This is a genomic window from Pseudonocardia benzenivorans CB1190 (assembly GCF_000196675.2).
Taxonomy (GTDB): domain Bacteria; phylum Actinomycetota; class Actinomycetes; order Mycobacteriales; family Pseudonocardiaceae; genus Pseudonocardia; species Pseudonocardia benzenivorans.
The window spans coordinates 4,986,021-5,007,986 of sequence record NC_015312.1 but is presented as its reverse complement, the minus strand read 5'-3'; the positions used below and the strand labels follow the sequence as shown (position 1 = coordinate 5,007,986).

22 protein-coding genes are annotated in these 21,966 nt (G+C 74.6%); 19 read left to right on the top strand and 3 right to left on the bottom strand.

Translation table 11 applies throughout. The features are described 5' to 3' along the window. Positions 1–25: 25 nt before the first annotated feature. The 13 genes from PSED_RS23485 to dapB all read left to right on the top strand — a co-directional run bounded on the left by PSED_RS23485 (position 26) and on the right by dapB (position 12,477). Entirely contained in the window at positions 26–322 is a 297-nt protein-coding gene (locus PSED_RS23485) for a DUF503 domain-containing protein (protein ID WP_013676732.1), read from the top strand. Positions 323–380: 58 nt separating this feature from the next. Beyond that, positions 381–830, top strand: coding sequence for a 30S ribosome-binding factor RbfA (rbfA, locus tag PSED_RS23480; protein ID WP_013676731.1), 450 nt, complete (start codon positions 381–383; stop codon positions 828–830). Continuing rightward, complete coding sequence (locus PSED_RS23475; RefSeq protein WP_013676730.1) at positions 830–1,822, top strand: DHH family phosphoesterase; 993 nt, start codon at positions 830–832, stop codon at positions 1,820–1,822. Before rbfA ends, PSED_RS23475 begins: the two co-directional genes overlap by 1 nt. Positions 1,823–1,857: 35 nt before the next feature. Next, positions 1,858–2,517 carry a class I SAM-dependent methyltransferase gene (locus PSED_RS23470; protein WP_013676729.1) on the top strand — a complete coding sequence of 220 codons (660 nt, stop codon included), beginning with the start codon at positions 1,858–1,860 and terminating at the stop codon, positions 2,515–2,517. Continuing rightward, complete coding sequence (locus tag PSED_RS23465; protein WP_013676728.1) at positions 2,514–3,878, top strand: MATE family efflux transporter; 1,365 nt, start codon at positions 2,514–2,516, stop codon at positions 3,876–3,878. The genes PSED_RS23470 and PSED_RS23465 overlap by 4 nt, the downstream gene beginning before the upstream one ends. A gap of 348 nt (positions 3,879–4,226) precedes the next feature. Further along, a complete protein-coding gene (gene truB / locus PSED_RS23460; RefSeq protein WP_013676727.1) occupies positions 4,227–5,123 on the top strand; it encodes a tRNA pseudouridine(55) synthase TruB in 897 nt (298 codons plus the stop codon). Positions 5,124–5,133: 10 nt separating this feature from the next. Beyond that, entirely contained in the window at positions 5,134–6,060 is a 927-nt protein-coding gene (locus PSED_RS23455; RefSeq protein WP_013676726.1) for a bifunctional riboflavin kinase/FAD synthetase, read from the top strand. A gap of 96 nt (positions 6,061–6,156) precedes the next feature. Then, a complete protein-coding gene (locus PSED_RS23450; RefSeq protein WP_013676725.1) occupies positions 6,157–6,858 on the top strand; it encodes a helix-turn-helix domain-containing protein in 702 nt (233 codons plus the stop codon). A gap of 199 nt (positions 6,859–7,057) precedes the next feature. Next, on the top strand, positions 7,058–7,327 hold the full coding sequence (gene rpsO, locus PSED_RS23445; protein ID WP_013676724.1) for a 30S ribosomal protein S15: 270 nt from the start codon (positions 7,058–7,060) through the stop codon (positions 7,325–7,327). 282 nt (positions 7,328–7,609) lie between these two features. After that, positions 7,610–9,862, top strand: a complete 2,253-nt coding sequence (locus PSED_RS23440) for a polyribonucleotide nucleotidyltransferase (RefSeq protein WP_013676723.1) — start codon at positions 7,610–7,612, stop codon at positions 9,860–9,862. Then, entirely contained in the window at positions 9,859–11,199 is a 1,341-nt protein-coding gene (locus tag PSED_RS23435; RefSeq protein ID WP_013676722.1) for a M16 family metallopeptidase, read from the top strand. The genes PSED_RS23440 and PSED_RS23435 overlap by 4 nt, the downstream gene beginning before the upstream one ends. Positions 11,200–11,233: 34 nt before the next feature. Continuing rightward, positions 11,234–11,707 (top strand): DUF456 domain-containing protein, encoded by a 474-nt coding sequence (locus PSED_RS23430; protein WP_013676721.1) that lies wholly within the window; start codon positions 11,234–11,236, stop codon positions 11,705–11,707. Beyond that, on the top strand, positions 11,704–12,477 hold the full coding sequence (gene dapB, locus PSED_RS23425) for a 4-hydroxy-tetrahydrodipicolinate reductase (protein WP_013676720.1): 774 nt from the start codon (positions 11,704–11,706) through the stop codon (positions 12,475–12,477). Before PSED_RS23430 ends, dapB begins: the two co-directional genes overlap by 4 nt. A gap of 5 nt (positions 12,478–12,482) precedes the next feature. Here dapB and PSED_RS23420 read toward each other — a convergent pair whose 3' ends face one another. Beyond that, the gene (locus tag PSED_RS23420) at positions 12,483–13,034 is read right to left on the bottom strand and encodes a GNAT family N-acetyltransferase (RefSeq protein WP_013676719.1); all 552 of its coding nucleotides are present in this window, start codon (positions 13,032–13,034) and stop codon (positions 12,483–12,485) included. Positions 13,035–13,118: 84 nt separating this feature from the next. Here PSED_RS23420 and PSED_RS23415 point away from each other — a divergent pair, with 84 nt between their 5' ends. Continuing rightward, positions 13,119–14,132 carry an EamA family transporter gene (locus tag PSED_RS23415; RefSeq protein WP_013676718.1) on the top strand — a complete coding sequence of 338 codons (1,014 nt, stop codon included), beginning with the start codon at positions 13,119–13,121 and terminating at the stop codon, positions 14,130–14,132. After that, positions 14,129–15,355 carry a winged helix-turn-helix domain-containing protein gene (locus PSED_RS23410; protein WP_013676717.1) on the top strand — a complete coding sequence of 409 codons (1,227 nt, stop codon included), beginning with the start codon at positions 14,129–14,131 and terminating at the stop codon, positions 15,353–15,355. The genes PSED_RS23415 and PSED_RS23410 overlap by 4 nt, the downstream gene beginning before the upstream one ends. Before the next feature lie 239 nt (positions 15,356–15,594). Here the strand turns inward: PSED_RS23410 and PSED_RS23405 are convergent, their stop codons facing one another. Together PSED_RS23405 and PSED_RS23400 are read right to left on the bottom strand one after the other, a co-directional pair. Further along, entirely contained in the window at positions 15,595–16,647 is a 1,053-nt protein-coding gene (locus PSED_RS23405) for a DUF4097 family beta strand repeat-containing protein (RefSeq protein ID WP_013676716.1), read from the bottom strand. A 5-nt stretch (positions 16,648–16,652) separates the two neighbouring features. Then, complete coding sequence (locus PSED_RS23400; RefSeq protein WP_013676715.1) at positions 16,653–17,204, bottom strand: toxin-antitoxin system HicB family antitoxin; 552 nt, start codon at positions 17,202–17,204, stop codon at positions 16,653–16,655. A gap of 159 nt (positions 17,205–17,363) precedes the next feature. On the opposite strand from PSED_RS23400, the gene thyX reads away from it, so the two are divergent. From thyX to PSED_RS23380, 4 genes are all read left to right on the top strand, one after another. Further along, on the top strand, positions 17,364–18,116 hold the full coding sequence (gene thyX, locus PSED_RS23395; RefSeq protein ID WP_013676714.1) for an FAD-dependent thymidylate synthase: 753 nt from the start codon (positions 17,364–17,366) through the stop codon (positions 18,114–18,116). A gap of 244 nt (positions 18,117–18,360) precedes the next feature. Continuing rightward, the gene (locus PSED_RS23390) at positions 18,361–18,987 is read left to right on the top strand and encodes a TIGR03085 family metal-binding protein (protein WP_013676713.1); all 627 of its coding nucleotides are present in this window, start codon (positions 18,361–18,363) and stop codon (positions 18,985–18,987) included. Between the two features lie 167 nt (positions 18,988–19,154). Next, a complete protein-coding gene (gene dapA, locus PSED_RS23385) occupies positions 19,155–20,159 on the top strand; it encodes a 4-hydroxy-tetrahydrodipicolinate synthase (protein WP_083845264.1) in 1,005 nt (334 codons plus the stop codon). 113 nt (positions 20,160–20,272) lie between these two features. After that, positions 20,273–21,940 carry a ribonuclease J gene (locus PSED_RS23380; RefSeq protein WP_041759976.1) on the top strand — a complete coding sequence of 556 codons (1,668 nt, stop codon included), beginning with the start codon at positions 20,273–20,275 and terminating at the stop codon, positions 21,938–21,940. Positions 21,941–21,966: the final 26 nt, after the last annotated feature.

The following is a 21,966-nucleotide window of genomic DNA, read 5'->3' as shown; positions in this document are numbered from 1 at the left end:
GTCGCCGCCGGTGCGGGTCGCACCGATGTACGTCGGAGCACTGGAGCTCGACGTCCTGCTCGGGGACGTCCACTCCCTCAAGCAGAAGAGGTCGGTCGTGCGGCCGATCATCGCCGAGCTGCGCCGCAGGTTCGAGGTCGCCGTCGCCGAGGCCGGGGACCAGGACCTGCACCGGCGGGCGCTGGTCGGTGTCGCGTGCGTCGGCGCCGACCACAGCCACGTCGTCGAGGTGCTCGACCGTTGCGAGCGGCACGTCGCCTCCCGACCGGAGATCGAACTGCTCTCGGCCCGGACACGCATCATCGGGCCCGAGGACGACTGAGCATCAATGCAGTAGGTCGCGCGCTTGCCGCGCGCGGCACGACATGAGGAGACCGGAGATGGTCGACCAGGCCCGCGCGCGGCGGCTCGCCAAGCGCATCTCCCAGATCGTCGCCGACGCACTGGAGCACGAGGTCAAGGACCCGCGCCTGGCCATGGTGACGATCACCGACGCCCGCGTGACGGGCGACCTGCGCGAGGCCACGGTCTACTACACCGTCCTGGGGCGCACCGTCGACGAGGAACCCGACACCGCGGGTGCCGCCGCCGCGCTGGCCAGCGCCACGGGCGTGCTGCGCACGATGGTCGGCCAGCAGACCGGCATCCGGCACACGCCGAGCCTGGCCTTCGTCCCCGACGAGGTGCCCGACGAGGCCCGTCGGATGGAGGAGCTGCTCGCCCGGACCCGGGCGTCCGACGCCGAGGTGGCGCGGCTCGCGGCCGGCGCGAAACCCGCCGGCGACGCGGACCCGTACCGGGCTCCGCGCGCCGACGACGACGAGGCCTGATGTCGGCGGCGACCGATAGTCCGGAAACCGATGTCGCCACCGCGGTGGCAGCCGCGGCCGAACTGCTCGGCAGCGCACGCGACGTCACGCTGCTCGCCCACGTCCAGCCCGACGCCGACGCACTGGGCAGCGCGCTCGCGCTCGGCACGGTGCTGGCGCGCCGCGGGGCGCAGGTGCGGGTGTCGTTCGGGTCGCCCGCCGGCGCCCCCGAGTCGCTGCGCCCGCTCGACGCCCTCGGCCTGCTCGTCCCACCCGACGAGGTGCCCGCCGCCCCCGACCTGCTCGTCATGTGCGACACGGCGGCCGTCGAACGGCTGGGGTCGCTCGCCGACAGGCTGGCCGCGGCGCGGGCGTCGCTGCTGATCGACCACCACGCGTCGAACCCCGGGTTCGGCGACGTGCAGGTGCTCGACCCGTCGGCGGAGGCGACCGCCGTGCTCGTGCACCGCGTGCTCACCGCGATGGGCGCGACGATCGACGCGACCGTCGGCGCCTGCCTGTACGCCGGGCTGGTCACCGACACCAGCGGGTTCCGCCGGGCCGGACCGGCGGCGCACCGGATGGCTGCCCAGCTGCTGGAGGCCGGGGTCGACGTGGAGGCCGTGCTGCGGCCGATCAGCGACGACCACCCGTTCTCCTGGCTGGGTGCGCTCGCCGACGTGCTCCACGACGCCCGTCTCGACCCGGACGCGGCGGGCGGGCACGGGCTCGTCTCGGCCGTCGTGCCGGTCGCGCTGATGGAGCGGTTCCGCGTCGAGGAGGTCGACGGCGTCGTCGATCTGCTGCGCACCGCCTCGGAGGCCGACGTCGCCGTCGTCGCCAAGCAGGTCGGACCCCGGCGCTGGTCGCTGTCGATGCGCTCGCGCACCGTCGACGTCGCCGCCGCGGCCGTCGCGCTCGGCGGGGGCGGGCACCCGCGCGCCGCCGGGGTCACGCTCGACGGCGAGCCCGCCGAGGTGCTCGACCGGCTGAAAGCCGTGCTCGGCCGCTGACCGGCGAGCGGGAGCGGCGACGACGAGGAGGCTGGGTGGAACCCGATCCCGGAGACGCTCCCGTGGCGCGCCCGGCGCGGCAGTTCGACGTCGCGCGCGCGACCGACACGGCGCGCTGGCAGTTCCTGTCCGCGGCGCTGCGCAACCCGGGGCAGATCGGGGCCGTCACGCCGAGCTCCGCGCAGCTCGCGGCGCTCCTCGCCGCGGTCGTGCCGAGGGCGGGTGCGCCCGTCGTCGTCGAACTGGGGCCGGGCACCGGGTCGGTGTCCGCCGCGATCGACGCCCGGCTCCCGGCGGGGGCGCGGCACCTCGCCGTGGAGCTCGACCCGGTGATGGCGCGCTACCTGCGCCGCACCCGTCCCGGGCTCGAGGTGGTCGAGGCCGACGTCGCCGACCTGGCCGCGCTGCTCGTCGAGCGTGGCGTGGCGCACGTCGACGCGATCGTCAGCGGTCTGCCGTGGGCGCTGTTCGACGTGCAGACGCAGCAGTCCGTGCTGACCCAGGTCGGGGCGGCCCTCGGCCCCCACGGCGTGTTCGCCTCGTTCGGCTACGTGCACGCCCTCCCGATGCCGGCCGCCCGGCGGTTCCGTGACACGCTGCGGGAGATGTTCGACGAGGTGATGGCGACTCGGACGGTCTGGCGCAACCTGCCGCCCGCGTTCGCGTACGTGTGTCGCAGGCCCGCGGCGGTATGACGAGCTCCAGGACGAACGCCGCCGAGGGGCCGGTCCCGGCACGCGAGGTGGCCCGGCTCGCGCTGCCGGCGTTGCCGGTGCTGGCCGCCGAGCCGCTGTACGTGCTCGTCGACACGGCCGTCGTGGGCAGGCTGGGCGCGCTCCCGCTGGCCGGGCTGGCCGTCGCCGGTGTGATGTTCGCGCAGGTCACGAGCCAGCTCACGTTCCTGTCCTACGGCACGACGGCGCGGGCCGCCCGGTTGCACGGTGCCGGCAGGCGCTCGGCGGCGGTCGGCGAGGGCGTGCAGGCGACGTGGCTTGCGCTGGCCGTCGGGCTCGTGGTGCTCGCCGTCGGGCAGGTCGTGGCGCCGTGGGTCGCCGGCGCGCTCGGCGGGTCCGGCGAGATCGCCGACGCCGCGGTGTCGTGGCTGCGGATCGCGCTGTTCGGGGCGCCGCTGGTGCTGGTGACGCTCGCCGGCAACGGCTGGATGCGCGGCGTGCACGACACCGTTCGACCGATGCGCTACGTGCTGGCCGGGAACGGTCTCTCGGCCCTGGCCTGCCCGGTGCTGGTGCACGGCATCGGCGGCTGGGACGGCTGGGGGCTCGAGGGCTCGGCCGTCGCCAACGTCGGGGCGCAGGTCGTCGTCGCGGTCCTGTTCCTGGTCGCACTGCTGCGCGAACGGTCCGCCGCGCCCGGCGACGACCCGGTGTCGCTGCGGCCCCACCTGCGGCTCATCCGCGCCCAGCTCGGCCTCGGGCGCGACCTCGTGCTGCGCAGCCTGTCGTTCCAGGCGTGCTTCCTGTCGGCGACGGCCGTCGCGGCCCGGTTCGGTGCGCCGTCGGTCGCCGCGCACCAGATCGTGCTGCAGCTGTGGACGTTCCAGTCGCTCACGCTCGACGCCGTGGCGATCGCCGCGCAGGCGCTCGTCGGGTCCGCGCTCGGGGCCGGGGGAGTGGGCCGGGCACGCGCCGTCGCCGGACAGATCGCGCGCTACGGCACGGTGATCGGCCTGCTGTGCGGGATCGCCTTCGCGGCCCTGTACTTCGTGCTGCCCGGCGTGTTCACCCAGGACGCCGCGGTGCTCGCCGTCGTGCCGGTGGCCTGGTGGTTCTTCGCGGCGCTGCAACCCGTCGGCGGCCTGGTCTTCGCGCTCGACGGGGTGCTGCTCGGCGCGGGCGACGCGGCCTACCTGCGGACGACGACACTGCTGTCGGCCGCCGTCGGCTTCCTGCCGATGATCTGGCTGTCGCTGGCGTTCGGGTGGGGGCTCGCGGGAATCTGGACGGGACTGAGCCTGTTCATGCTCGGCCGCCTCGCCGCCGTCACGCTCCGGACGCGCTCGGGACGCTGGGCCGTCGCGGGGGCGGTCCGCCCCTGAGCGCAGCGCTCCCGGCGGCAGCCATCCGAGCAGCCGCCGCGCTGCCCCGGGATCCGCCGGGCGCAACCTCACTGCTCGAATCCGCGCCCGGGAGGACCGTGGGGTTGCGCTCGACATCTGGTGCGCGACGTCCCTGCTGCTGGCGGGCCGGCTCGCGGCGCCGGCTCGGCGGGAGGGTGCCGTCGTCGGCCGGGCCGCGCCGCTCGACGAGGCCCGGAACGGCCCGGACCCTGGAGGCGCACGTGGCGTCGTCGCGCGCCGAGCTGGGCCGTCCGCGGGCCGTCCGCACGGTCCGCGGGGTGGGGTACCGGTCGAGCCGTCGAGCCCGACAGGGGAGGATCGCGTCCCGTGCCCGGACTCGTGATCGTCGACAAGCCCGCGGGGTTCACCTCCCACGACGTGGTGGCCCGGCTGCGCCGCATCCTGCGCACCCGCAAGGTCGGCCACGCCGGCACGCTCGACCCGATGGCCACCGGCGTCCTGGTGTGCGGCGTCGACCGGGGCACCAAGCTGCTCGGTCACCTGGCGCTCGACACCAAGGCCTACACGGCCACCATCCGCCTGGGGGTCGCGACCACCACCGACGACGCCGAGGGCGAGCCCACGGGGGGTGCCGACGCCGCGGCCGTCGACGAGGCCGCCGTGCGGGCCGGGATGGCCGCGCTGACCGGCGCGATCGAGCAGCGCCCCAGCTCGGTGAGCGCCATCAAGGTCGACGGCAGGCGCGCCTACGCCCGGGTCCGTGCGGGCGAGGACGTCGTGCTGCCCGCCCGCCCGGTCACCGTCTCGGAGTTCACCCTCGACGCCTTGCGCCGCGGCCCCGGCGTCACGGACCTGGACGTCACGGTGTCGTGCTCGTCAGGGACCTACGTCCGGGCGCTGGCCCGCGACCTCGGCGCCGGGCTCGGGGTCGGCGGGCACCTGACGGCGTTGCGCCGCACCAGGGTCGGGCCGTTCACGCTCGAACACGCCAGGACCCTCGAGGACCTCGAGGCCGATCCGGGGCTGTCACTGGGGCTCGACGACGCCGTCGCCGTCGCGTTCCCGCGTCGCGACGTCGACGAGGCCGCCGCGGCCGACCTCTCGCACGGCCGCCCGCTGCCGCCGGCCGGGCTGACCGGCACGTACGGGGTCTTCGCGCCCGACGGTCACGCGGTCGGCCTGGTCGCCGACCGGGACGGTTCGGCACGGCCCGTCGTGGTGCTCGCCCCGGCCGGGAGCGGGGCCGCGACGGCGGGTCCGTAGGCTTCGGCCCGTGCAGCGCTGGCGGGGACTGGAGGCGGTGCCGACGGGCTGGGGCCGCAGTGTCGTGACGATCGGCATCTTCGACGGCGTCCACCGGGGCCACCAGAAGTTGATCGGCCGTGCCGTCGACCTGGGCCGCGGCCTCGGGCTGCCGACGGTGCTGGTCACCTTCGACCCGCACCCGGCCGAGCTCGTGCGGCCCGGCAGCCATCCCGCGCGGCTCACCAGCCTCGCGCGCCGCTCCGAGCTGGTCGCCGACCTCGGTGTCGACGCGTTCTGCGTGCTGCCCTTCACCGCGGAGCTGTCGCGGCGCACGCCGGCGGAGTTCGTCCACGACATCCTGGTCGACCGCCTGCACGCCGCGGTCGTCGTCGTCGGGGACAACTTCACCTTCGGTTACAGGGCCGAGGGCGACGTCACGATGCTGGCCGAGCTCGGCCGCCGCTTCGGCTTCTCCGTCGAGGGCTACGGCCTGGTCAGCGAGGCCGACGTCACCCTGTCGTCGACGTTCGTGCGCGCATGCATCGACGCGGGCGACGTCGAGACCGCGGCCGCCGTGCTCGGCAGGCCGCACCGGATCGACGGCGTCGTCGTGCACGGCGACCAGCGGGGACGCGACCTGGGCTACCCGACCGCGAACGTCGCGGCGCCGCCCTACACCGCGCTGCCGGCCGACGGCGTGTACGCGGGCCGGTTCCTGCACGCGGGACGCGCGCTGCCCGCCGCGATCTCCGTCGGCACCAACCCGACGTTCTCCGGCCGGGAGCGGACCGTCGAGGCGTACGTCCTCGACGTCGAGGAGGACTTCTACGGCCACGAGGTCTCCGTCGAGTTCGTGCACCGGCTGCGCGGCATGGAGAAGTTCGACAGCATCGAGGCACTGGTCGAGCAGATGGGCCGCGACGTCGAGCAGACCCGGGAGCTGCTCTCGCGCTGACGTGGCCCGGGGGTGGACGGCACGGGAGTGAACGGCTCGGCGGTGAATTGCTCCGAACGGCCCACGCGCCGCGGCCCGCACTGTCAGCATTCGGCCATGACCGACGATCGAGCCGACGCCGAACGCATCGGCGCCGCCCGCGACCGCCAGCGTGAGCTCTACGGCGCGCCGGTGGGCGAGCGGGTCCGCCGGATCACCGCAGGCCTGGACATCACGCAGGGCAGGCTGGCCCGCACGCTCGGGCTGAGCCCGGCGATGCTCAGCCAGCTCGTCAGCGGTCGCCGGGTCAAGATCGGCGACCCCGCCGTCCTCGCCCGGCTGATGGCGCTCGACGCCGCCGTCCCCGCCGGTCCCGGCACGCCGCCGCCGGCCGAGGAGGTCGAGGCCCTGCTCGGACGGGTCCGCGCCGCTCGCCCGGGCTGGACGCCGGGCCCGGACCTGCTGCCGGTCCGGTCGCCGGACGACGCCGCGGCGGCGGTGCCGCACCAGGTCCCGGCGTCGGCGGGGCGGGGTGCGACGGTGCACCGGCTGCGCCCCGGTCGCCGGCCGGTGGCCGCGTTCGACCCGCGGCCCGGGCCCGCCGGTCCGGCCGACGTGTCCGGCGCGACCGCCCCGGGTGCACCCGTCGCGCCGGTCCCCGGTGCCGCGGCCGAGCCCGCGGGGGCCCGGCACGCGGCCGCCGCCGCGCTGCGGGCGGTCAGTGGCCCGGCGCGCCTCGTCGCGGCCGCCGCGGTGCTCGACGGTGCCTTCCCCGAGGTGGCCGACGTGCTGCGCTGCGCCGCCGTGCACGGCCGCTGACCAGGCCCGTCGCCGGAGACCGCGGCGCGGGCGCGGCCAGGCGGGCGGCACCGGGCCGAACGCGGCCGCACGGTACGCACTGGTAGCCTGACACGTCGGGTACGGCTGCGGTCCGTGGCGGCCGACCCGGAGCTTCCGCCGCCGGCCGCACCGGCCGAGCGAGCACCCGCACGGCACAGAACACCGAGGAGTACCACCCGTGGCTCTCGACGCCGCACAGAAGAAGACCATCCTGGACGCCTACGGCGTCCACGAGGGCGACACCGGCTCGCCCGAGGCGCAGGTCGCGCTGCTGACCAAGCGGATCAGCGACCTGACCGAGCACCTCAAGCAGCACAAGCACGACCACCACTCGCGGCGGGGGCTGCTGCTCATGGTCGGCCGCCGCCGCCGGCTGCTGAAGTACCTGGCGTCGGTCGACGTGTCGCGGTACCGGTCGCTCATCGAGCGCCTGGGCCTGCGCCGCTGACCCACCGCCGCCCGGGGCCCGAACGGTCCCGGGCGGCGCGGCACCACCGAGCGACTCGGTGAGCCACTCCGACAACTCAACACCCTGCGCACCCGCGCAGCAGCCACGCACCGCGTCATCGCGCCCAGGACGAATCCGCCGGTCCTCGGTAGTGGCTCCCGGGCCCGCCGCCGTCCCCGTCGGGGAGCGGCACGCCCGAGGGCTTCGATCGAAGACCGGCTCCGCCGAGGATCGCCCGCGTCGTGGTGGCCAGATGCCCTCCACGAGGAGACACCTCACTTCATGACCGATCCCATCACCGATGACGTCCACGAGACCACGGCCGTCATCGACAACGGGTCCTTCGGGACCCGCACCATCCGGTTCGAGACCGGCCGGCTCGCCCGGCAGGCCGCCGGCTCCGTCGTCGCCTACCTGGACGACGAGACCATGCTGCTGTCGGCCACCACGGCCTCGAAGCAGCCCAAGGAGCAGTTCGACTTCTTCCCGCTGACGGTCGACGTCGAAGAGCGCATGTACGCGATCGGCAAGATCCCGGGCTCGTTCTTCCGCCGCGAGGGCCGCCCGGGCACCGACGCGATCCTCACCTGCCGGCTCATCGACCGGCCGCTGCGCCCGTCGTTCGTCGACGGCCTGCGTAACGAGATCCAGATCGTCGTGACGGTCCTCTCGCTCGACCCGCGCGACCCCTACGACGCGCTGGCCATCAACGCCGCCTCGGCGTCGACCCAGCTCGCCGGGCTGCCCTTCTCGGGCCCGATCGGCGGCGTCCGCGTCGCGCTGATCGACGGCCAGTGGGTCGCCTTCCCGCAGTACGAGGACCTGCAGCGGGCCGTGTTCGACATGGTCGTCGCCGGGCGCATCGTGGGTGACGACGTCGCGATCATGATGGTCGAGGCCGAGGCCACGACCGAGACGGTCGAGCTCGTCGCCGGCGGCGCGCAGGCGCCCACCGAGCAGGTCGTCGCGCAGGGCCTGGAGGCGGCCAAGCCGTTCATCCGCAGCCTGTGCGTCGCGCAGCAGCAGCTGGCCGACGTCGCCGCCAAGCCGACGGGCTCGTTCCCGACCTACCCGGCCTACCAGCCCGACGCGTTCGAGGCGGTCGAGGCCGCCGCGAGCGACGACCTGGCCGCCGCGCTGACCATCGCGGGCAAGCAGGAGCGCGAGGCGCGGATCGACGAGGTCAAGGCGGGCGTGCTGGCCTCCCTCGGTGAGAAGTTCGAGGGCCGCGAGAAGGAGCTCGGCGCCGCGTTCCGGTCGCTGAACAAGAAGCTCGTGCGCCGTCGCATCCTCACCGACCAGGTGCGCATCGACGGCCGCGGCCTCACCGACATCCGGCCGCTCTCGGCCGAGGTCGAGGTCGTCCCGCGGGCGCACGGCTCGGCGCTGTTCGAGCGCGGCGAGACCCAGATCATGGGTGTCACCACGCTGAACATGCTGCGCATGGAGCAGCAGATCGACTCGCTGGGGCCGGAGACGCACAAGCGCTACCTGCACCACTACAACTTCCCGCCGTACTCGACCGGTGAGACCGGCCGCGTCGGCTCGCCCAAGCGTCGCGAGATCGGCCACGGCGCGCTCGCCGAGCGTGCCCTGCTGCCGGTGCTGCCGACGCGCGAGGAGTTCCCCTACGCCATCCGGCAGGTGTCGGAGGCGCTGGGCTCCAACGGGTCCACGTCGATGGGCTCGGTCTGCGCGTCGACGATGTCGCTGCTCAACGCCGGTGTGCCGCTGAAGGCGCCGGTCGCGGGCATCGCGATGGGCCTGGTGTCCGACGAGGTCGACGGCAAGGCCACCTACGTGGCGCTGACCGACATCCTCGGCGCCGAGGACGCGTTCGGCGACATGGACTTCAAGGTCGCGGGCACGTCGGACTTCGTCACCGCGCTGCAGCTCGACACCAAGCTCGACGGCATCCCGTCCGAGGTGCTCGCGGCCGCGCTGAACCAGGCGAAGGACGCGCGGCTGACGATCCTCGAGGTCCTCGGCGAGGCCATCGACGGCCCCGACGAGATGAGCACCTACGCGCCTCGCGTCACCGCGATCAAGGTCCCGGTCGACAAGATCGGCGAGGTCATCGGCCCGAAGGGCAAGATGATCAACTCGATCACCGAGCAGACCGGCGCGGACATCTCGATCGAGGACGACGGCACCATCTACGTCGGTGCGGCCGACGGCCCGTCCGCGGAGGCGGCGATCGGCATGATCAACGCCATCGCCAACCCGCAGCTGCCGAAGATCGGCGAGCGGTTCCTGGGCACGGTCGTCAAGACCGCGGCCTTCGGCGCCTTCGTCTCGCTGGTCCCCGGCAAGGACGGCCTCGTCCACATCTCGAAGCTGGGCAACGGCAAGCGCATCGGCAAGGTCGAGGACGTCGTCAAGGTCGGCGACAAGCTGCGCGTCGAGGTCACCGACATCGACAACCGCGGCAAGATCAGCCTCGTCCCGGTGCAGGAGGAGTCGGCCGCCGCGGGTGGCGACGACACCGCACCCGCCGAGGGCGAGCCCGTTGCCGCGGCCGCCGAGGCCGAGTGACCGCAACGGTCTCCACGCCGGGGGCGGGTGCTTCGGCACCCGCCCCCGGCGTCTTGCGGTCGGAGCTTCCCGGCGGCATCCGGCTGGTCACCGAGACGGTGCCCGGGGTGCGGTCGGTGTCGCTGGGCATCTGGATCGGCATCGGCTCGCGCGACGAGACACCGGAGCAGGCCGGCGCCGCGCACTTCCTCGAGCACCTGCTGTTCAAGGGCACGCAGCGGCGCAGCGCCTCGGGGATCGCGGAGGAGATCGACGCCGTCGGCGGCGAGCTCAACGCGTTCACCGCCAAGGAGCACACCTGCTACTACGCGCAGGTCCTCGACACCGACGTCGCCCTCGCGGTCGATCTCCTCGCCGACGTCGTCACCGACGCCCGGCTCGCGCACGCCGACACCGAGCTCGAGCGCGGCGTCGTGCTCGAGGAGATCGCGATGCGCGACGACGACCCCGAGGACCTGCTCGGCGAGCTGTTCGACGCGGCCCTGTTCGGCGACCACCCGTTGGGGCTGCCGATCGTCGGCTCCGAGGAGTCGATCCGGGCGATGAGCCGCGAGACGCTGCACGCGTTCTGGCGCAGCGAGTACACGACCCCCCGGATGGTCGTCGCCGCGGCGGGCAACCTCGACCACGCGCACCTGGCCGAGCTGGCCGGTGCCGCCCTCGCCGCGGCGGCCGAGCGCACCGGGCCCGGCGTCGTGCCGGTGCCGCCACGGCGCGGCGGCGCGCACCCGGCCGGCGGCGGGGACCGGCTGGTCCTGCACAGTGACGACACCGAGCAGGCGCACCTGCTCCTCGGCGTGCCCGGCGTCGACCGGCACGACCCGCGCAGGCAGGCCCTCGCGGTGCTCAACACCGCACTGGGCGGCGGGCTGTCGTCGCGGCTGTTCCAGCAGGTGCGCGAGCAGCGCGGGCTGGCCTACTCGGTCTACTCGGCAGCGGCCTCCTACGCCGACGCCGGCAGCCTCTCTGTCTATGCGGGGTGCGCGCCCGAGCGCCTCGGCGAGGTCGTGGGCGTCGTGCGCGACGTGCTCTCCGACGTGGCCGCGAACGGCCTGACGACGGCCGAGCTGGTCCGCGCGCAGGGCTCGCTGCGCGGGGGACTGGTGCTGGCCAGCGAGGACACCGCGTCGCGGATGAACCGCATCGGGCGCTCCGAGCTCGACCACGGCCGCCAGCGCAGCCTCTCCGAGAGCCTCGACCGGATCGCGGGCGTCACCGCCGACGAGGTCTCCGCCGTCGCGCGCGAGCTGCTCGCCCGGCCGCTGACCGCGGCGGTCGTCGGCCCGTTCGACGAGGTCGGCGACCTCCCCGCCGCGCTGCGGGAACTCGCCGACTGAGCCCCCGCGAGTGACCGTCGCCCCAGGGGGTTCCATGACCGCGGTTCTGGCCGGTGTGATCATCGCCGTCGGGTTGCTCGGCATCGTGTCCCTGGTCCTGCCGGGGCTCGTCGTCGTGGTCGCCGGCGTGGCGGTGTGGGCGGTCCCGCGCGGCGACGCCCTCGGCTGGTGGGTGCTCGGGATCGCCGGCCTGCTGGTCGTCGCCGGGACCGTCGCGAAGTACCTGCTGCCCGGCCGCGCGCTCAAGGAGGCAGGCGTTCCCGGCCGGACGCTGATGCTGGGCGCGGGGCTCGGCGTCGTCGGCTTCTTCGTGATCCCGGTGATCGGCCTCTTCCTCGGGTTCGTGCTCGGGGTATGGCTCGCCGAGCTCGTGCGGCTGCCCGACCGCCGGCAGGCGTGGACGTCGGCCAGGCACGCGCTGCACGCGGTGGGCTACAGCATGCTCATCGAGCTCGCCGCCGGGCTGCTGGCGACGACGGCGTGGATCGTCGGGCTCGTGGTGGGGTGACCTACCCTGCTCCGGTGACGAACGAGCGGATCAGGGTCGGGGTACTGGGCGCGAAGGGCCGCATGGGGTCCGAGGTGTGCCACGCGGTCGAGGGCGCACACGACACGGAACTGGTCGCCGCGCTCGACGACGGCGACGCGCTGTCGGCGCTGGTCGACGCCGGTGCCCAGGTCGCGGTCGACTTCACCCACCCCGGCGCCGTGCTCGGCAACGTCGAGTTCTGCGTGCGCAACGGGATCGCCGCGGTCGTCGGCACCTCCGGCTTCGACGAGTCCCGCTTCGAGACCGTCCGCGGCTGGCTCGCCGAGGCGCCCGGTGCGGCGGTGCTGGTGGCGCCGAACTTCGGCGTCGGCGCGGTGCTGTCGATGCAGTTCGCCCGGCAGGCCGCGCGCTTCTTCGACTCCGTCGAGATCATCGAGCTGCACCACGCCGGCAAGGTCGACGCGCCGTCGGGCACGGCCGCGCGCACCGCGTCGCTGGTGGCGCAGGCCCGCGCGGAGGCCGGTGCGGGGCCGGTCCCGGACGCGACGACCACCGCGCTCGACGGTGCCCGCGGCGCCGACGTCGACGGCATCCACGTGCACTCGGTGCGGATGCCGGGGCTCGTCGCGCACCAGGAGGTCGTGCTCGGCACCGACGGCGAGGTCCTGACGATCCGGCACGACTCCATGAACCGCACGTCGTTCATGCCGGGGGTGCTGCTCGCGGTGCGGGAGGTCCGGTCGCGGCCGGGGCTGACGATCGGGCTCGAGCCCCTGCTGGGGCTCTGACCGCCCTACTCCCTGAGCGCGAGGTCGAGCGGCCCGGACACGCGGAGCTCGCGCAGCGCGCCGTCGCCGGTGTCGAGGGTGCGGGCGGCGCCGTCGGGTTCCCAGCCGGCGGTGCCGTAGAAGCGCAGCGACGCGGCGTCCGGCTCCGGAACCCACGCCCGCCCGCGCTCGGCGCCGCCGGCCCGCAGCGCCGCGGCCGCGTGGGCCAGCAGTCGGCCGCCGTGCCCGCGGCGCCCCCACCGCGGTTCGACGAGCAACGTGCTCACCTCGGCGATCGTCCCGCCCTCGCCGCGGTACCCGGCCGCCGCGCAGAACCCGACCGTCCACTCGCCCTCCGTCGCGACGAGCACGTGGAAGGCGTTGCCGCCCGGCGTGCCGTCCGACCCGGCCGCGGCGACGGCGTCGGTCCACGCCTGCCGGGCCTGCGGGCCGTCGAGCTGCGCGATCGCCTCGTCGGGCACCAGGCCCGTGTACGCCGCCCGCCACGTCACCGACTGGATCCTGACGATGTCGTCGACGTCGGCGAGCTGGGCGGAACGGACCGCGGCGATGGCCATGGCGCATGGATACCCGGGCGCGGCGCCCGGGGTGAGGGCGGGGTCACCTCGCGTGCGGTTCTTCGCTATGGCAACGTCCGACGGGTGAGTGCCCTCGACGTCGACCCGGCCGCGGCCGCCCGGACCGGGCGACCCGGGGCGGCATGGGCCGCCCTCGCGGTCGTGTACGTCCTCTGGGGCTCGACGTACCTGGGCAACAAGCTCGTCATCGTCGCGGTCCCGCCGCTGCTCACGGGCGGCTTCCGGTTCGTGGTCGGCGGGGTCGCGATGAGCCTGCTGCTCCTCGCGGTCCGCGGGCCGTCGGTCTTCCGGATGTCGCGCAGGCAGTTCGCGACGTGCGCCCTCACCGGCCTGCTGCTTCCGGCCTGGGGCAACGGGTTGGTGACGCTCGGGCAGGAGAACGTGTCGTCCGGCGTCGCGGCGCTGCTCATCGCCTCGGTGCCGCTGTGGATCGTCCTGCTGCGGGCGCTGACCGGCGACCGGCCGCGGCCCGCGACCTTCATCGGGGTCGCGATCGGCATCGCCGGGCTCGCGGTCCTGCTGCTCGGCGGCACGTCCGGCGGGTCCGGCGGGGTGTCGGGCAACGCCTGGTGGGGCCCGTGGATCGTGCTGCTCGCGGGGCTGGGCTGGGCCGTCGGGACGTTCTCGTCGACGAAGCTGCCGACGCCCGCCAACCCGCTCACGCTCGTCGCCGTCCAGATGACGGTCGGCGGGGTGATCCTGCTGGCCGTCGGCTTCGGCAAGGGCGACCGCGTCGACTTCGGCTCGGTGCCGGCCGTCTCCTGGTGGGCGTGGGTCTACATGGCGCTCGTCGCGTCGTGCTGCGGGTTCAGCGCCTTCGCCTACACCCTCGACCGGCTGCCGGTCTCGACCGTCGCCACCTACGCCTACGTCAACCCCGTGATCGCCGTGCTGCTCGGCGTGCTGGTCGCGGGGGAGCGGTTCTCGCCGGTGCAGATCGTCGGCGGGCTGATCGTCGTCGTGGCGGTGGTGCTCGTCGTGGCCGCGGAACGACGTCCACCGGCCCCGGAGCCGGCGCCCGATCCTGGTGACGCCGACCCGGAACTGTCGGGGCCTGATGGCACCATGCGCGCGTGACCGAGATCGGTGCGGACGTCGCCCGGCGGGCGGTGCTGGCGGCGCAGGGCTTCGCCGATGCGCGCCCGTCCGGCACCGTCACCCGCGCGCACCTGCAGCGCGTCCTCGGGCGGCTGCACCTGCTGCAGCTCGACTCGGTCAACGTCGCGGTCCGGGCGCACTACATGCCGCTGTTCTCGCGCCTCGGCGCCTACCCGCGTGACCTCGTCGACGGCGCGGCCTGGAGCCACTCCGCTCGGCGCCCGCGGCTGCTCGCCGAGTACTGGGCGCACGAGGCGTGCCTGCTGCCCGTCGCCGACTGGCCGCTGCTGTTGTCGGGGGCCAAGCGTCGTGGCTGGTGGAAGCACTACGGGCCGCTCGTCGAGCGCGAGCCGGGCCTGGTCTCCGACGTGCTGGCCGCGGTCAAGGAGCTGGGGCCCGTCGGGGCGGGGGCGCTGGAGGACGCGCTGGGCGGCCGGTCCACCCCTCGGCCGTCGGGTGCGACGTGGTGGGAACGGTCGGAGGTCAAGCGCATCTGCGAGTACCTCTTCGGCGTCGGTGAGCTCACCACCGGCACCCGTGTCCACTTCCAGCGCCGCTACGACCTCCCCGAGCGGGTCCTGCCCGCCGCGGTGCTGGCCGCGCCGCCGGTCCCGGACGACGAGGCGGCCCGCCGGCTGGTGCGCAAGGCCGTCGCCGCGCTGGGTGTGGCCACCGAACCCGAGGTGCGCGATTACTACCGGCTCGGGCCCGAGCGCAACAGCCGGGCACTGGCCGAGCTCGTCGAGGCCGGAGAGGTCGAGCGCATCACCGTCCGCGGGTGGCGGCGCCCCGCGTTCCGGGTGCCGGGGGCGCCGGTGCCGCGCCGCGTCACCGGTCGCGCGCTGCTGTGCCCCTTCGATCCGCTGATCTGGGAGCGGGCGCGTGCCGAACGGCTCTTCGGGTTCAGGTACCGCATCGAGATCTACGTGCCCGAGCGCAAGCGCGAGTTCGGGTACTACGTCTTCCCGTTCCTGCTCGACGGCCGGCTGGTCGCCCGCGTCGACCTCAAGTCCGAGCGGACGACGGGCACCCTGCGGGTGAAGGGCGCGTTCGTCGAGGAGGGCGTCGACGAGGTGCGGGTCGCCGCCGAGCTGGCCGCCGAGCTGCGGGTCATGGCCGAGTGGCTGGGCCTCGACGCGGTCGAGGTCGGGGACCGGGGTGGGCTGGCGACGAGGCTGGCGCGCGAGGTGCGCGCGGCCTGAACCGGGGGTCGCGGCCGGCCCGCCGCCATCCGGTGGCCCCGGTCCAGATGCGCCTCCCGGCGCGTCCGGGTTTCACCCGGGTGGGTATGTGCGAACTCGCCGGTCCGGGGAACCCGACGTGCGAGGGCCCGGTCGCGGCTCCCCCTCGCGACCGGGCCCCCGCCGGTGCGCCGGACCCCCACCCGGCGCGTGTCTCCTCGGTGCCGTCCGCCGCAGCGGTGCGGCGGCGGACGGTGCCGTCAGACGGTTGCGGCGGCCGCCCGGGACACCACGACGTCGCCCGTCCCCGCCCGGCCGCGGATGCGCAACGCCGGAGCCGACTGCGGGGCCACCCCGGTGACCTCCAGCTCGCTGCGCGCCCGACCGGTGCCCGACGAGAGGTCCAGCTCCGCGGCCACGCCGGAGTGCACGCCGATCCGGATGCCCCCGGAACCCGTCGTGAGCTCGAACGTGCCGGACACCGCGTCCGCGATCCGGACCTCGCCGGACCCCGTGCGTACCCCGAGGTCGCCGGTGACCTCGCCGAGCTCGACGTCGCCGCTGCCGGACTTCACCTCGCTCGGCCCGCTCAGCGCCGCGACGGCGATGCGGCCCGAGCCGGTCCGGATTTTCCCGCGGCCACCGACGACGCCGAGGTCGACGTCGCCGGAGCCCGTCGTGACGTCGACATCGCCCGTCGTCTCCTCCAGCCGGACCTCGCCCGATCCGGTGCGCACCGCGCCCCAGCCGGCGCGCCCGGTCACGGTGACCTCACCCGCTCCGGTGCGCACCGCGTGCCGTGACGACACCGGCGCGCGCACCGTCACCGCGAGCGGCACCATGCGCAGCGGCATCTCCTGCGACGAGCGCACGACGAGCCGCCGGGACGCTTCCGACCAGCGGATCTCGGCCGCCTCGACGGCGCGTGCGGCGAGCTCCTCGGTGATCTGACCCGGGTCGAACCCGCCGAACCCTGCGCTCGGGAAGCCCTGCACGTCACCGAGGCCCTGCACGTTCCCGAACCCGCCGCGGCCCGCCGCGGACCCGAGCCAGTTGAACAGGCCCGCGATGCCGTTGGTCCAGACGTTGCCGCCCTGCGCCTCGTGACGGACCTCGACCCACACCTCGCGGGTGTCGGAGAGCTCGACGCGGACCGAGCCGACGTCGATGTTCAGCTCCAGCTCGGCCGGCCCCGAGGCGTCCCAGCGCTCCTGCCGGGTGAGCTCGTGGCCGGTCTCGTCCGCCGCTCCCGTCCGGCTCTCGCCGGGCCGGTCGTCCGGGTGCCGGTCGTCGTCACGCGTGTCGTCGGTCATCGTCCTCACCCCTGAACCCAGCCGCGGACGCGGCGTCCGTCGTCGCCGCGGCTGCGGCCCCGTCCTCCGCGGCCACCCCGGTCGCCGCGGTCCCAGCTGCCGCGGTCCCAGTTGGGCCCGCCGCGGCCGGACAGGGCGCCCTGCACGGCCTGCGCGACCCACGAGTTCAGCGACACACCCTGCGCCGCCGCGGCCTGTTCGGCCTGGTTCTTGATCTGCTCGACGAGCCGCAGCGTGATGCGGCTGATGTCGCCCGCGTCGGCGCCCGGCGGCGGCATCGTGGGCGCGGGCTCCGGCTCGGGCTCGTGGGCGGGCTCGTCGCCGGTGACGACGACCCGCACGTCGCGACCGTCGAGGCGCACCTCGACGACCCGGTCGCCTAGGGCGGCCGTGACCTCGGCGGCCAGGTCCGACAGGGCGTTCATGACGGCCAGCCTCGCGGCCGGCTCGATCGCCGCGCCGAGCAACGCGGCCGTGCGCCGGGTCTGCTCGTCGCCTGCGGCCGCGGCGGAAGACAGGTCCTCCCGCAGCTGGGCTACGTACTGGCTGACATCCATGACACCACTATGGCGTCATGTTGACGTCATCGCAAGAAAATCATGACGGCACTCGTGGGGCGTGCGGGTCCTTCCGGAGGAACGTGCGGTGGCCGCGGATCGCTCCCGGGCCCCGGTACCGGTCCGGGCGTTGTCGGAGTGCCCGGTTACGCTGCCGGTATGCCGGAGATCGTGCCGCTGGGCGTCCAGCTCGTCGCGAAGACCGAGTTCTTCCCGCCGTCCGACGTTCCGTGGAGCACGGATGCCGACGGCGGCCAGGCGCTCGCGGAGTTCGCCGGCCGGGCGTGCTACCAGTCGTGGGCCAAGCCGAACCCGGCGACGGCCACCAACGCGGGCTACCTGCGGCACATCCTCGAGGTCGGGCACCTCTCGGTGCTGGAGCACGGGACGGTCAGCTTCTACCTCACCGGCGTCTCCCGCTCGCTCACCCACGAGCTGATCCGGCACCGCCACTTCTCGTACTCGCAGCTCTCGCAGCGCTACGTCCCCGAGCGCGACGCCGCGATGGTCGAGCCCGCCGCGATCGCCGAGGACCCCGAGCTGCACGCCCTGTTCGAGGAGGCGGCGGAGGCGTCGGTCAAGGCCTACACCGACCTGCTCGCAGGCCTGGAGAAGCGCTTCGCCGACGTGCCCAACGCCACCCTGCGCCGCAAGCAGGCCCGGCAGGCCGCACGCGCGATCCTGCCCAACGCCACCGAGACGCGGATCGTCGTCACGGGCAACTACCGGGCCTGGCGGCACTTCATCGCCATGCGTGCCTCCGAGCACGCCGACGTCGAGATCCGCGAGTTGGCCGTCGAGTGCCTGCGCCAGCTGCAGCGCGAGGTGCCGAACGTGTTCAACGACTTCGACATCCAGAAGCTCGAGGACGGCACGGAGATCGCGTCGAGCCCGTACGTCACCGAGGGGTAGCGGAGCGCCCGAGCATCGGTACCGAGGGGTAGCGGAGCGCCCGAGCATCGGTACCGAGGGGTAGCGGAGCGCCCGAGCATCGGTACCGAGGGGTAGCGGAGCGCCCGAGCGTCAGCACGAGGGCGGCACGACGGGACGCCGCGAACGGTGGCATATCGCCCGACCAGCGCAGACCGGACAGGCGCGGCTCCCTCGGGGGCGACCCGGGCGGTGCGGGACGGCGCGGACGGCTAGGTTCGCGATCGTGAGCCTCGCGACGACCGAACGAGCGGCCCTGTGCGACGAGCTGGAGCGGTCCGGGCCGGACCGCCCGACGTTGTGCGCGGGCTGGACGAGCCGCGACCTGCTGGCCCATCTGCTGGTGCGCGAGCGCCAGCCGTGGGCGGCGTCGGGGATCGTCGTGCCGGCCCTGGCCCCGATCACCGAGCGGGCGATGTCGGGGTACGCCGACACGCCGTGGTCCGAGATGATCGCCGAGCTGCGTGACGGTCCTCCGGCGTGGTCGCCCTACCGCGTCGGCAAGGTCGACGAGTTCGCGAACGGCGCCGAGTTCTTCGTCCACCACGAGGACGTGCGCCGCGGCGAGCCGGGCTGGGAGCCCCGCCCACCGGACACCGAGCGCGACGGTGCGCTCTGGGCGTTGCTCGGCCGGATGGGCCGGGTGCTGTGGCGGCGCAGCCCCGTGGGCGTGGTGGTGCGCCGCCCCGAGGGAGCCGTGCAGGTGGTGCGGACCGGCCCGGGGCTGGTGACGATCGTCGGCGAGCCTGCCGAGATCGTGCTGCACGCGTTCGGGCGCGACGCGGCGCGGGTGTCGCTGGAGGGCGCCGCCGCCGACCTCGAGACCTACGGCCGGGCGTCCCGCGGCCTGTGACTGCCCGGCCGGGCGTCCCGCGGCCTCGAATCCGGCCGGGCGCCGCCGAGCTCGTCCCGCCGGACGGGCCGGCGGGCGGGGGACCGCGCGCGAGCCGCTGTGAGGCACGGCGCACGCGCGCCGGTCGGAACGCCGGATCGGGAGATGCGGCGGTACGGTCATCACCCATGAGCCCGACCCCTGCTCCATCCCGGCCGCCTGGCCGCCCGTTCGGCCAGGTGCTGACCGCAATGGTCACCCCCTTCGACTCCGACGGCGGCCTCGACCTGGGGAAAGCCGAGGAGCTGGCGGCCCACCTCGTCGAGCTGGGCAACGACGGGCTGGTCGTCAACGGGACGACGGGTGAGGGCCCGACGACGTCGGACGCCGAGAAGGCGGAGCTGGTCCGGGCGGTCGTGAGCGCGGTGGGCGACCGGGCCGTCGTCGTCGCGGGTGCGGGCACCTACGACACGGCCCACAGCATCCGGCTGGCCCGCGAGGCGGAGAAGGCGGGTGCGCACGGGCTGCTGGTGGTCACGCCGTACTACTCACGGCCGCCGCAGTCGGGGCTGGTCGCGCACTTCACGGCGGTCGCGGACGCCACCGAGCTGCCGATGATGCTCTACGACATCCCGCCGCGCAGCGTCATCCCGATCGAGCTGGAGACGCTGCAGAAGCTGGCCGAGCACCCGCGCATCGTCGCGGTGAAGGACGCGCGCAACGACCTGCGCGTCGGCACCGAGGTCCTGGCGACGACGACGCTGACCTACTACTCCGGCGACGACCCCGTGAACCTGCCGTGGCTCGCGGTGGGCGCAGTGGGCTTCGTGAGCGTCATCGGGCACGTCGTGGCCGACCGGCTGCGCGCGCTGATCGACGCGTACGAGGCGGGCGAGCACGACCGGGCCCGCGCGCTGCACTACGCGACGCTGCCGGTCATCCGGGCCATGGGCCGCGTCGGCGGGGTGGTGTTCGCGAAGACGGCGCTGCGGCTGCGGGGCATCGACGTGGGCGACCCGCGGCTCCCGCTGCCCCCGGCGACCGACGAGCAGGTCGCGGCGATCGTCGGCGACCTCGCGGCGGCGGGGATCGCGCTCGACCCCGAGGCGGTGGGCGTCCGGCGCGACCGCGGCTACGGAGCGCTCGGTGCCCGGGCGACCCTCGACATCGGGGCGGAGGTCGCGTACCGGTGACCCGCCCTCCCGCACGGTCGGACCGCAGGCCCGACCGCCGTTCCCGTGGGCCCCGTCGCGACCGCCCGGCGCCCCCGCCGCCGCCGGACGCGGAGAACGCCGCCGAGCTGCCCATGCACCCGCCACCGGCGCTCGCCCCGGGCGGCCTGCGCGTCTTCGCGCTGGGCGGCATCGGCGAGGTCGGCCGCAACATGACCGTCTTCGAGTACGACGGGCGGCTGCTCGTCGTCGACTGCGGGGTGCTGTTCCCGTCCGAGGACTCGCCGGGCGTGGACCTGATCCTGCCCGACTTCCGGGCGATCGAGGACCGCCTCGACGACGTCGACGCGCTCGTGCTCACCCATGGCCACGAGGACCACATCGGCGCGGTCCCGTTCCTGCTGCGGCAGAAGCCGGACCTGCTGGTCGTGGGCTCCCGGTTCACGCTCGCGCTGGTCGCGGCCAAGTGCAGGGAGCACCGGCTCACCCCGCACCTGCTCGAGGTCGCCGAGGGTGCCCGGCTCACGCACGGGCCGTGGGACTGCGAGTACTTCGCGGTCAACCACTCGATCCCCGACGCGCTGGCCCTCGCGGTCCGCACGCCCGCGGGGCTGGTGCTGCACACCGGCGACATCAAGCTCGACCAGCTCCCGCTCGACAACCGGCTCACCGACCTGGCGGGCTTCTCCCGGTTGGGCGACGAGGGGGTCGACCTCTTCCTCGTCGACTCCACGAACGCCGACATCCCCGGCTTCGTGACGCCCGAGCGCGAGATCGGCCCCGTCATCGAGGGGGTGTTCCACCGGGCGTCGTCCCGGATCATCGTGGCGTGCTTCGCCAGCCACGTGCACCGCGTCCAGCAGGTCCTCGACGCCGCGGCCAAGCACGGCCGCCGGGTCTGCCTGGTGGGCCGGTCGATGGTGCGCAACATGGGTATCGCGGGCGAGCTGGGCCTGCTGCAGATCCCCGACGGACTGCTCGTCGACCTCGACGAGGCGATGACGCTGCCCGACGACCAGCTCGTCCTCGTCTCGACGGGGTCGCAGGGCGAGCCGCTGTCGGCGCTGTCGCGGATGGCCCGCGGCGACCACCGCTCGGTGCGCATCCGGCCCGAGGACACGATCATCCTGGCCAGCTCGCTGATCCCGGGCAACGAGACGGCGGTCTTCGGCGTCATCAACGGCCTGACCCGGCTGGGCGCGTCGGTGATCCACCAGGGCAACGCCAAGGTGCACGTCTCCGGGCATGCGCCCGCGGGTGAGCTGCTGTTCCTCTACAACGCGGTCCGGCCGTCGAACGTCGTCCCGGTACACGGGGAGTGGCGGCACCTGCGTGCCAACGGCCGGCTCGCCGTGCAGACCGGGGTGCAGGAGGACCGCGTGGTGCTGGCGGAGAACGGGGTCGTCGTCGACCTCGTCGACGGCATCGCGGCGATCTCGGGTCGCGTCGAGGTCGGCCGCGTCTACGTCGACGGGCTGGCGGTCGGCGACATCGGCGAGACGACGCTGTCCGACCGGCTCACGCTCGGCGAGGGCGGGTTCATCCAGATCACCGTCGCGGTCGACGCCCGCACGGGCCGGGCGGTGGCGCCGCCGACCCTGGCCGGGCGCGGGTTCTCCGACGACCCCAAGGCGCTCGACGTCGTGCTGCCGTTGATCGAGGACGAGCTGTCGCGGACCGAGAACGAGGGCATCACCGACCCGTACCGGATCGCGCAGGCGGTGCGCCGGGTCGTCGGCAAATGGGTGGGGGAGACCTACCGCCGCCGCCCGATGATCGTGCCGACGGTCATCGCAGTGTGACGGGCGCCGCCGGACCCCGCCCGGGG

Bases quoted from the DNA above. Each gene is read 5' to 3' on its own strand.
- PSED_RS23485 (WP_013676732.1), top strand. From the start codon at position 26: ATGTACGTCGGAGCACTGGAGCTCGACGTCCTGCTCGGGGACGTCCAC.
- rbfA (WP_013676731.1), top strand. From the start codon at position 381: ATGGTCGACCAGGCCCGCGCGCGGCGGCTCGCCAAGCGCATCTCCCAG.
- PSED_RS23475 (WP_013676730.1), top strand. From the start codon at position 830: ATGTCGGCGGCGACCGATAGTCCGGAAACCGATGTCGCCACCGCGGTG.
- PSED_RS23465 (WP_013676728.1), top strand. From the start codon at position 2,514: ATGACGAGCTCCAGGACGAACGCCGCCGAGGGGCCGGTCCCGGCACGC.
- PSED_RS23450 (WP_013676725.1), top strand. From the start codon at position 6,157: ATGACCGACGATCGAGCCGACGCCGAACGCATCGGCGCCGCCCGCGAC.
- PSED_RS23440 (WP_013676723.1), top strand. From the start codon at position 7,610: ATGACCGATCCCATCACCGATGACGTCCACGAGACCACGGCCGTCATC.
- PSED_RS23430 (WP_013676721.1), top strand. From the start codon at position 11,234: ATGACCGCGGTTCTGGCCGGTGTGATCATCGCCGTCGGGTTGCTCGGC.
- PSED_RS23420 (WP_013676719.1), bottom strand. From the start codon at position 13,034: ATGGCCATCGCCGCGGTCCGTTCCGCCCAGCTCGCCGACGTCGACGAC.
- PSED_RS23405 (WP_013676716.1), bottom strand. From the start codon at position 16,647: ATGACCGACGACACGCGTGACGACGACCGGCACCCGGACGACCGGCCC.
- PSED_RS23400 (WP_013676715.1), bottom strand. From the start codon at position 17,204: ATGGATGTCAGCCAGTACGTAGCCCAGCTGCGGGAGGACCTGTCTTCC.
- thyX (WP_013676714.1), top strand. From the start codon at position 17,364: ATGCCGGAGATCGTGCCGCTGGGCGTCCAGCTCGTCGCGAAGACCGAG.
- dapA (WP_083845264.1), top strand. From the start codon at position 19,155: ATGAGCCCGACCCCTGCTCCATCCCGGCCGCCTGGCCGCCCGTTCGGC.
- PSED_RS23380 (WP_041759976.1), top strand. From the start codon at position 20,273: ATGCACCCGCCACCGGCGCTCGCCCCGGGCGGCCTGCGCGTCTTCGCG.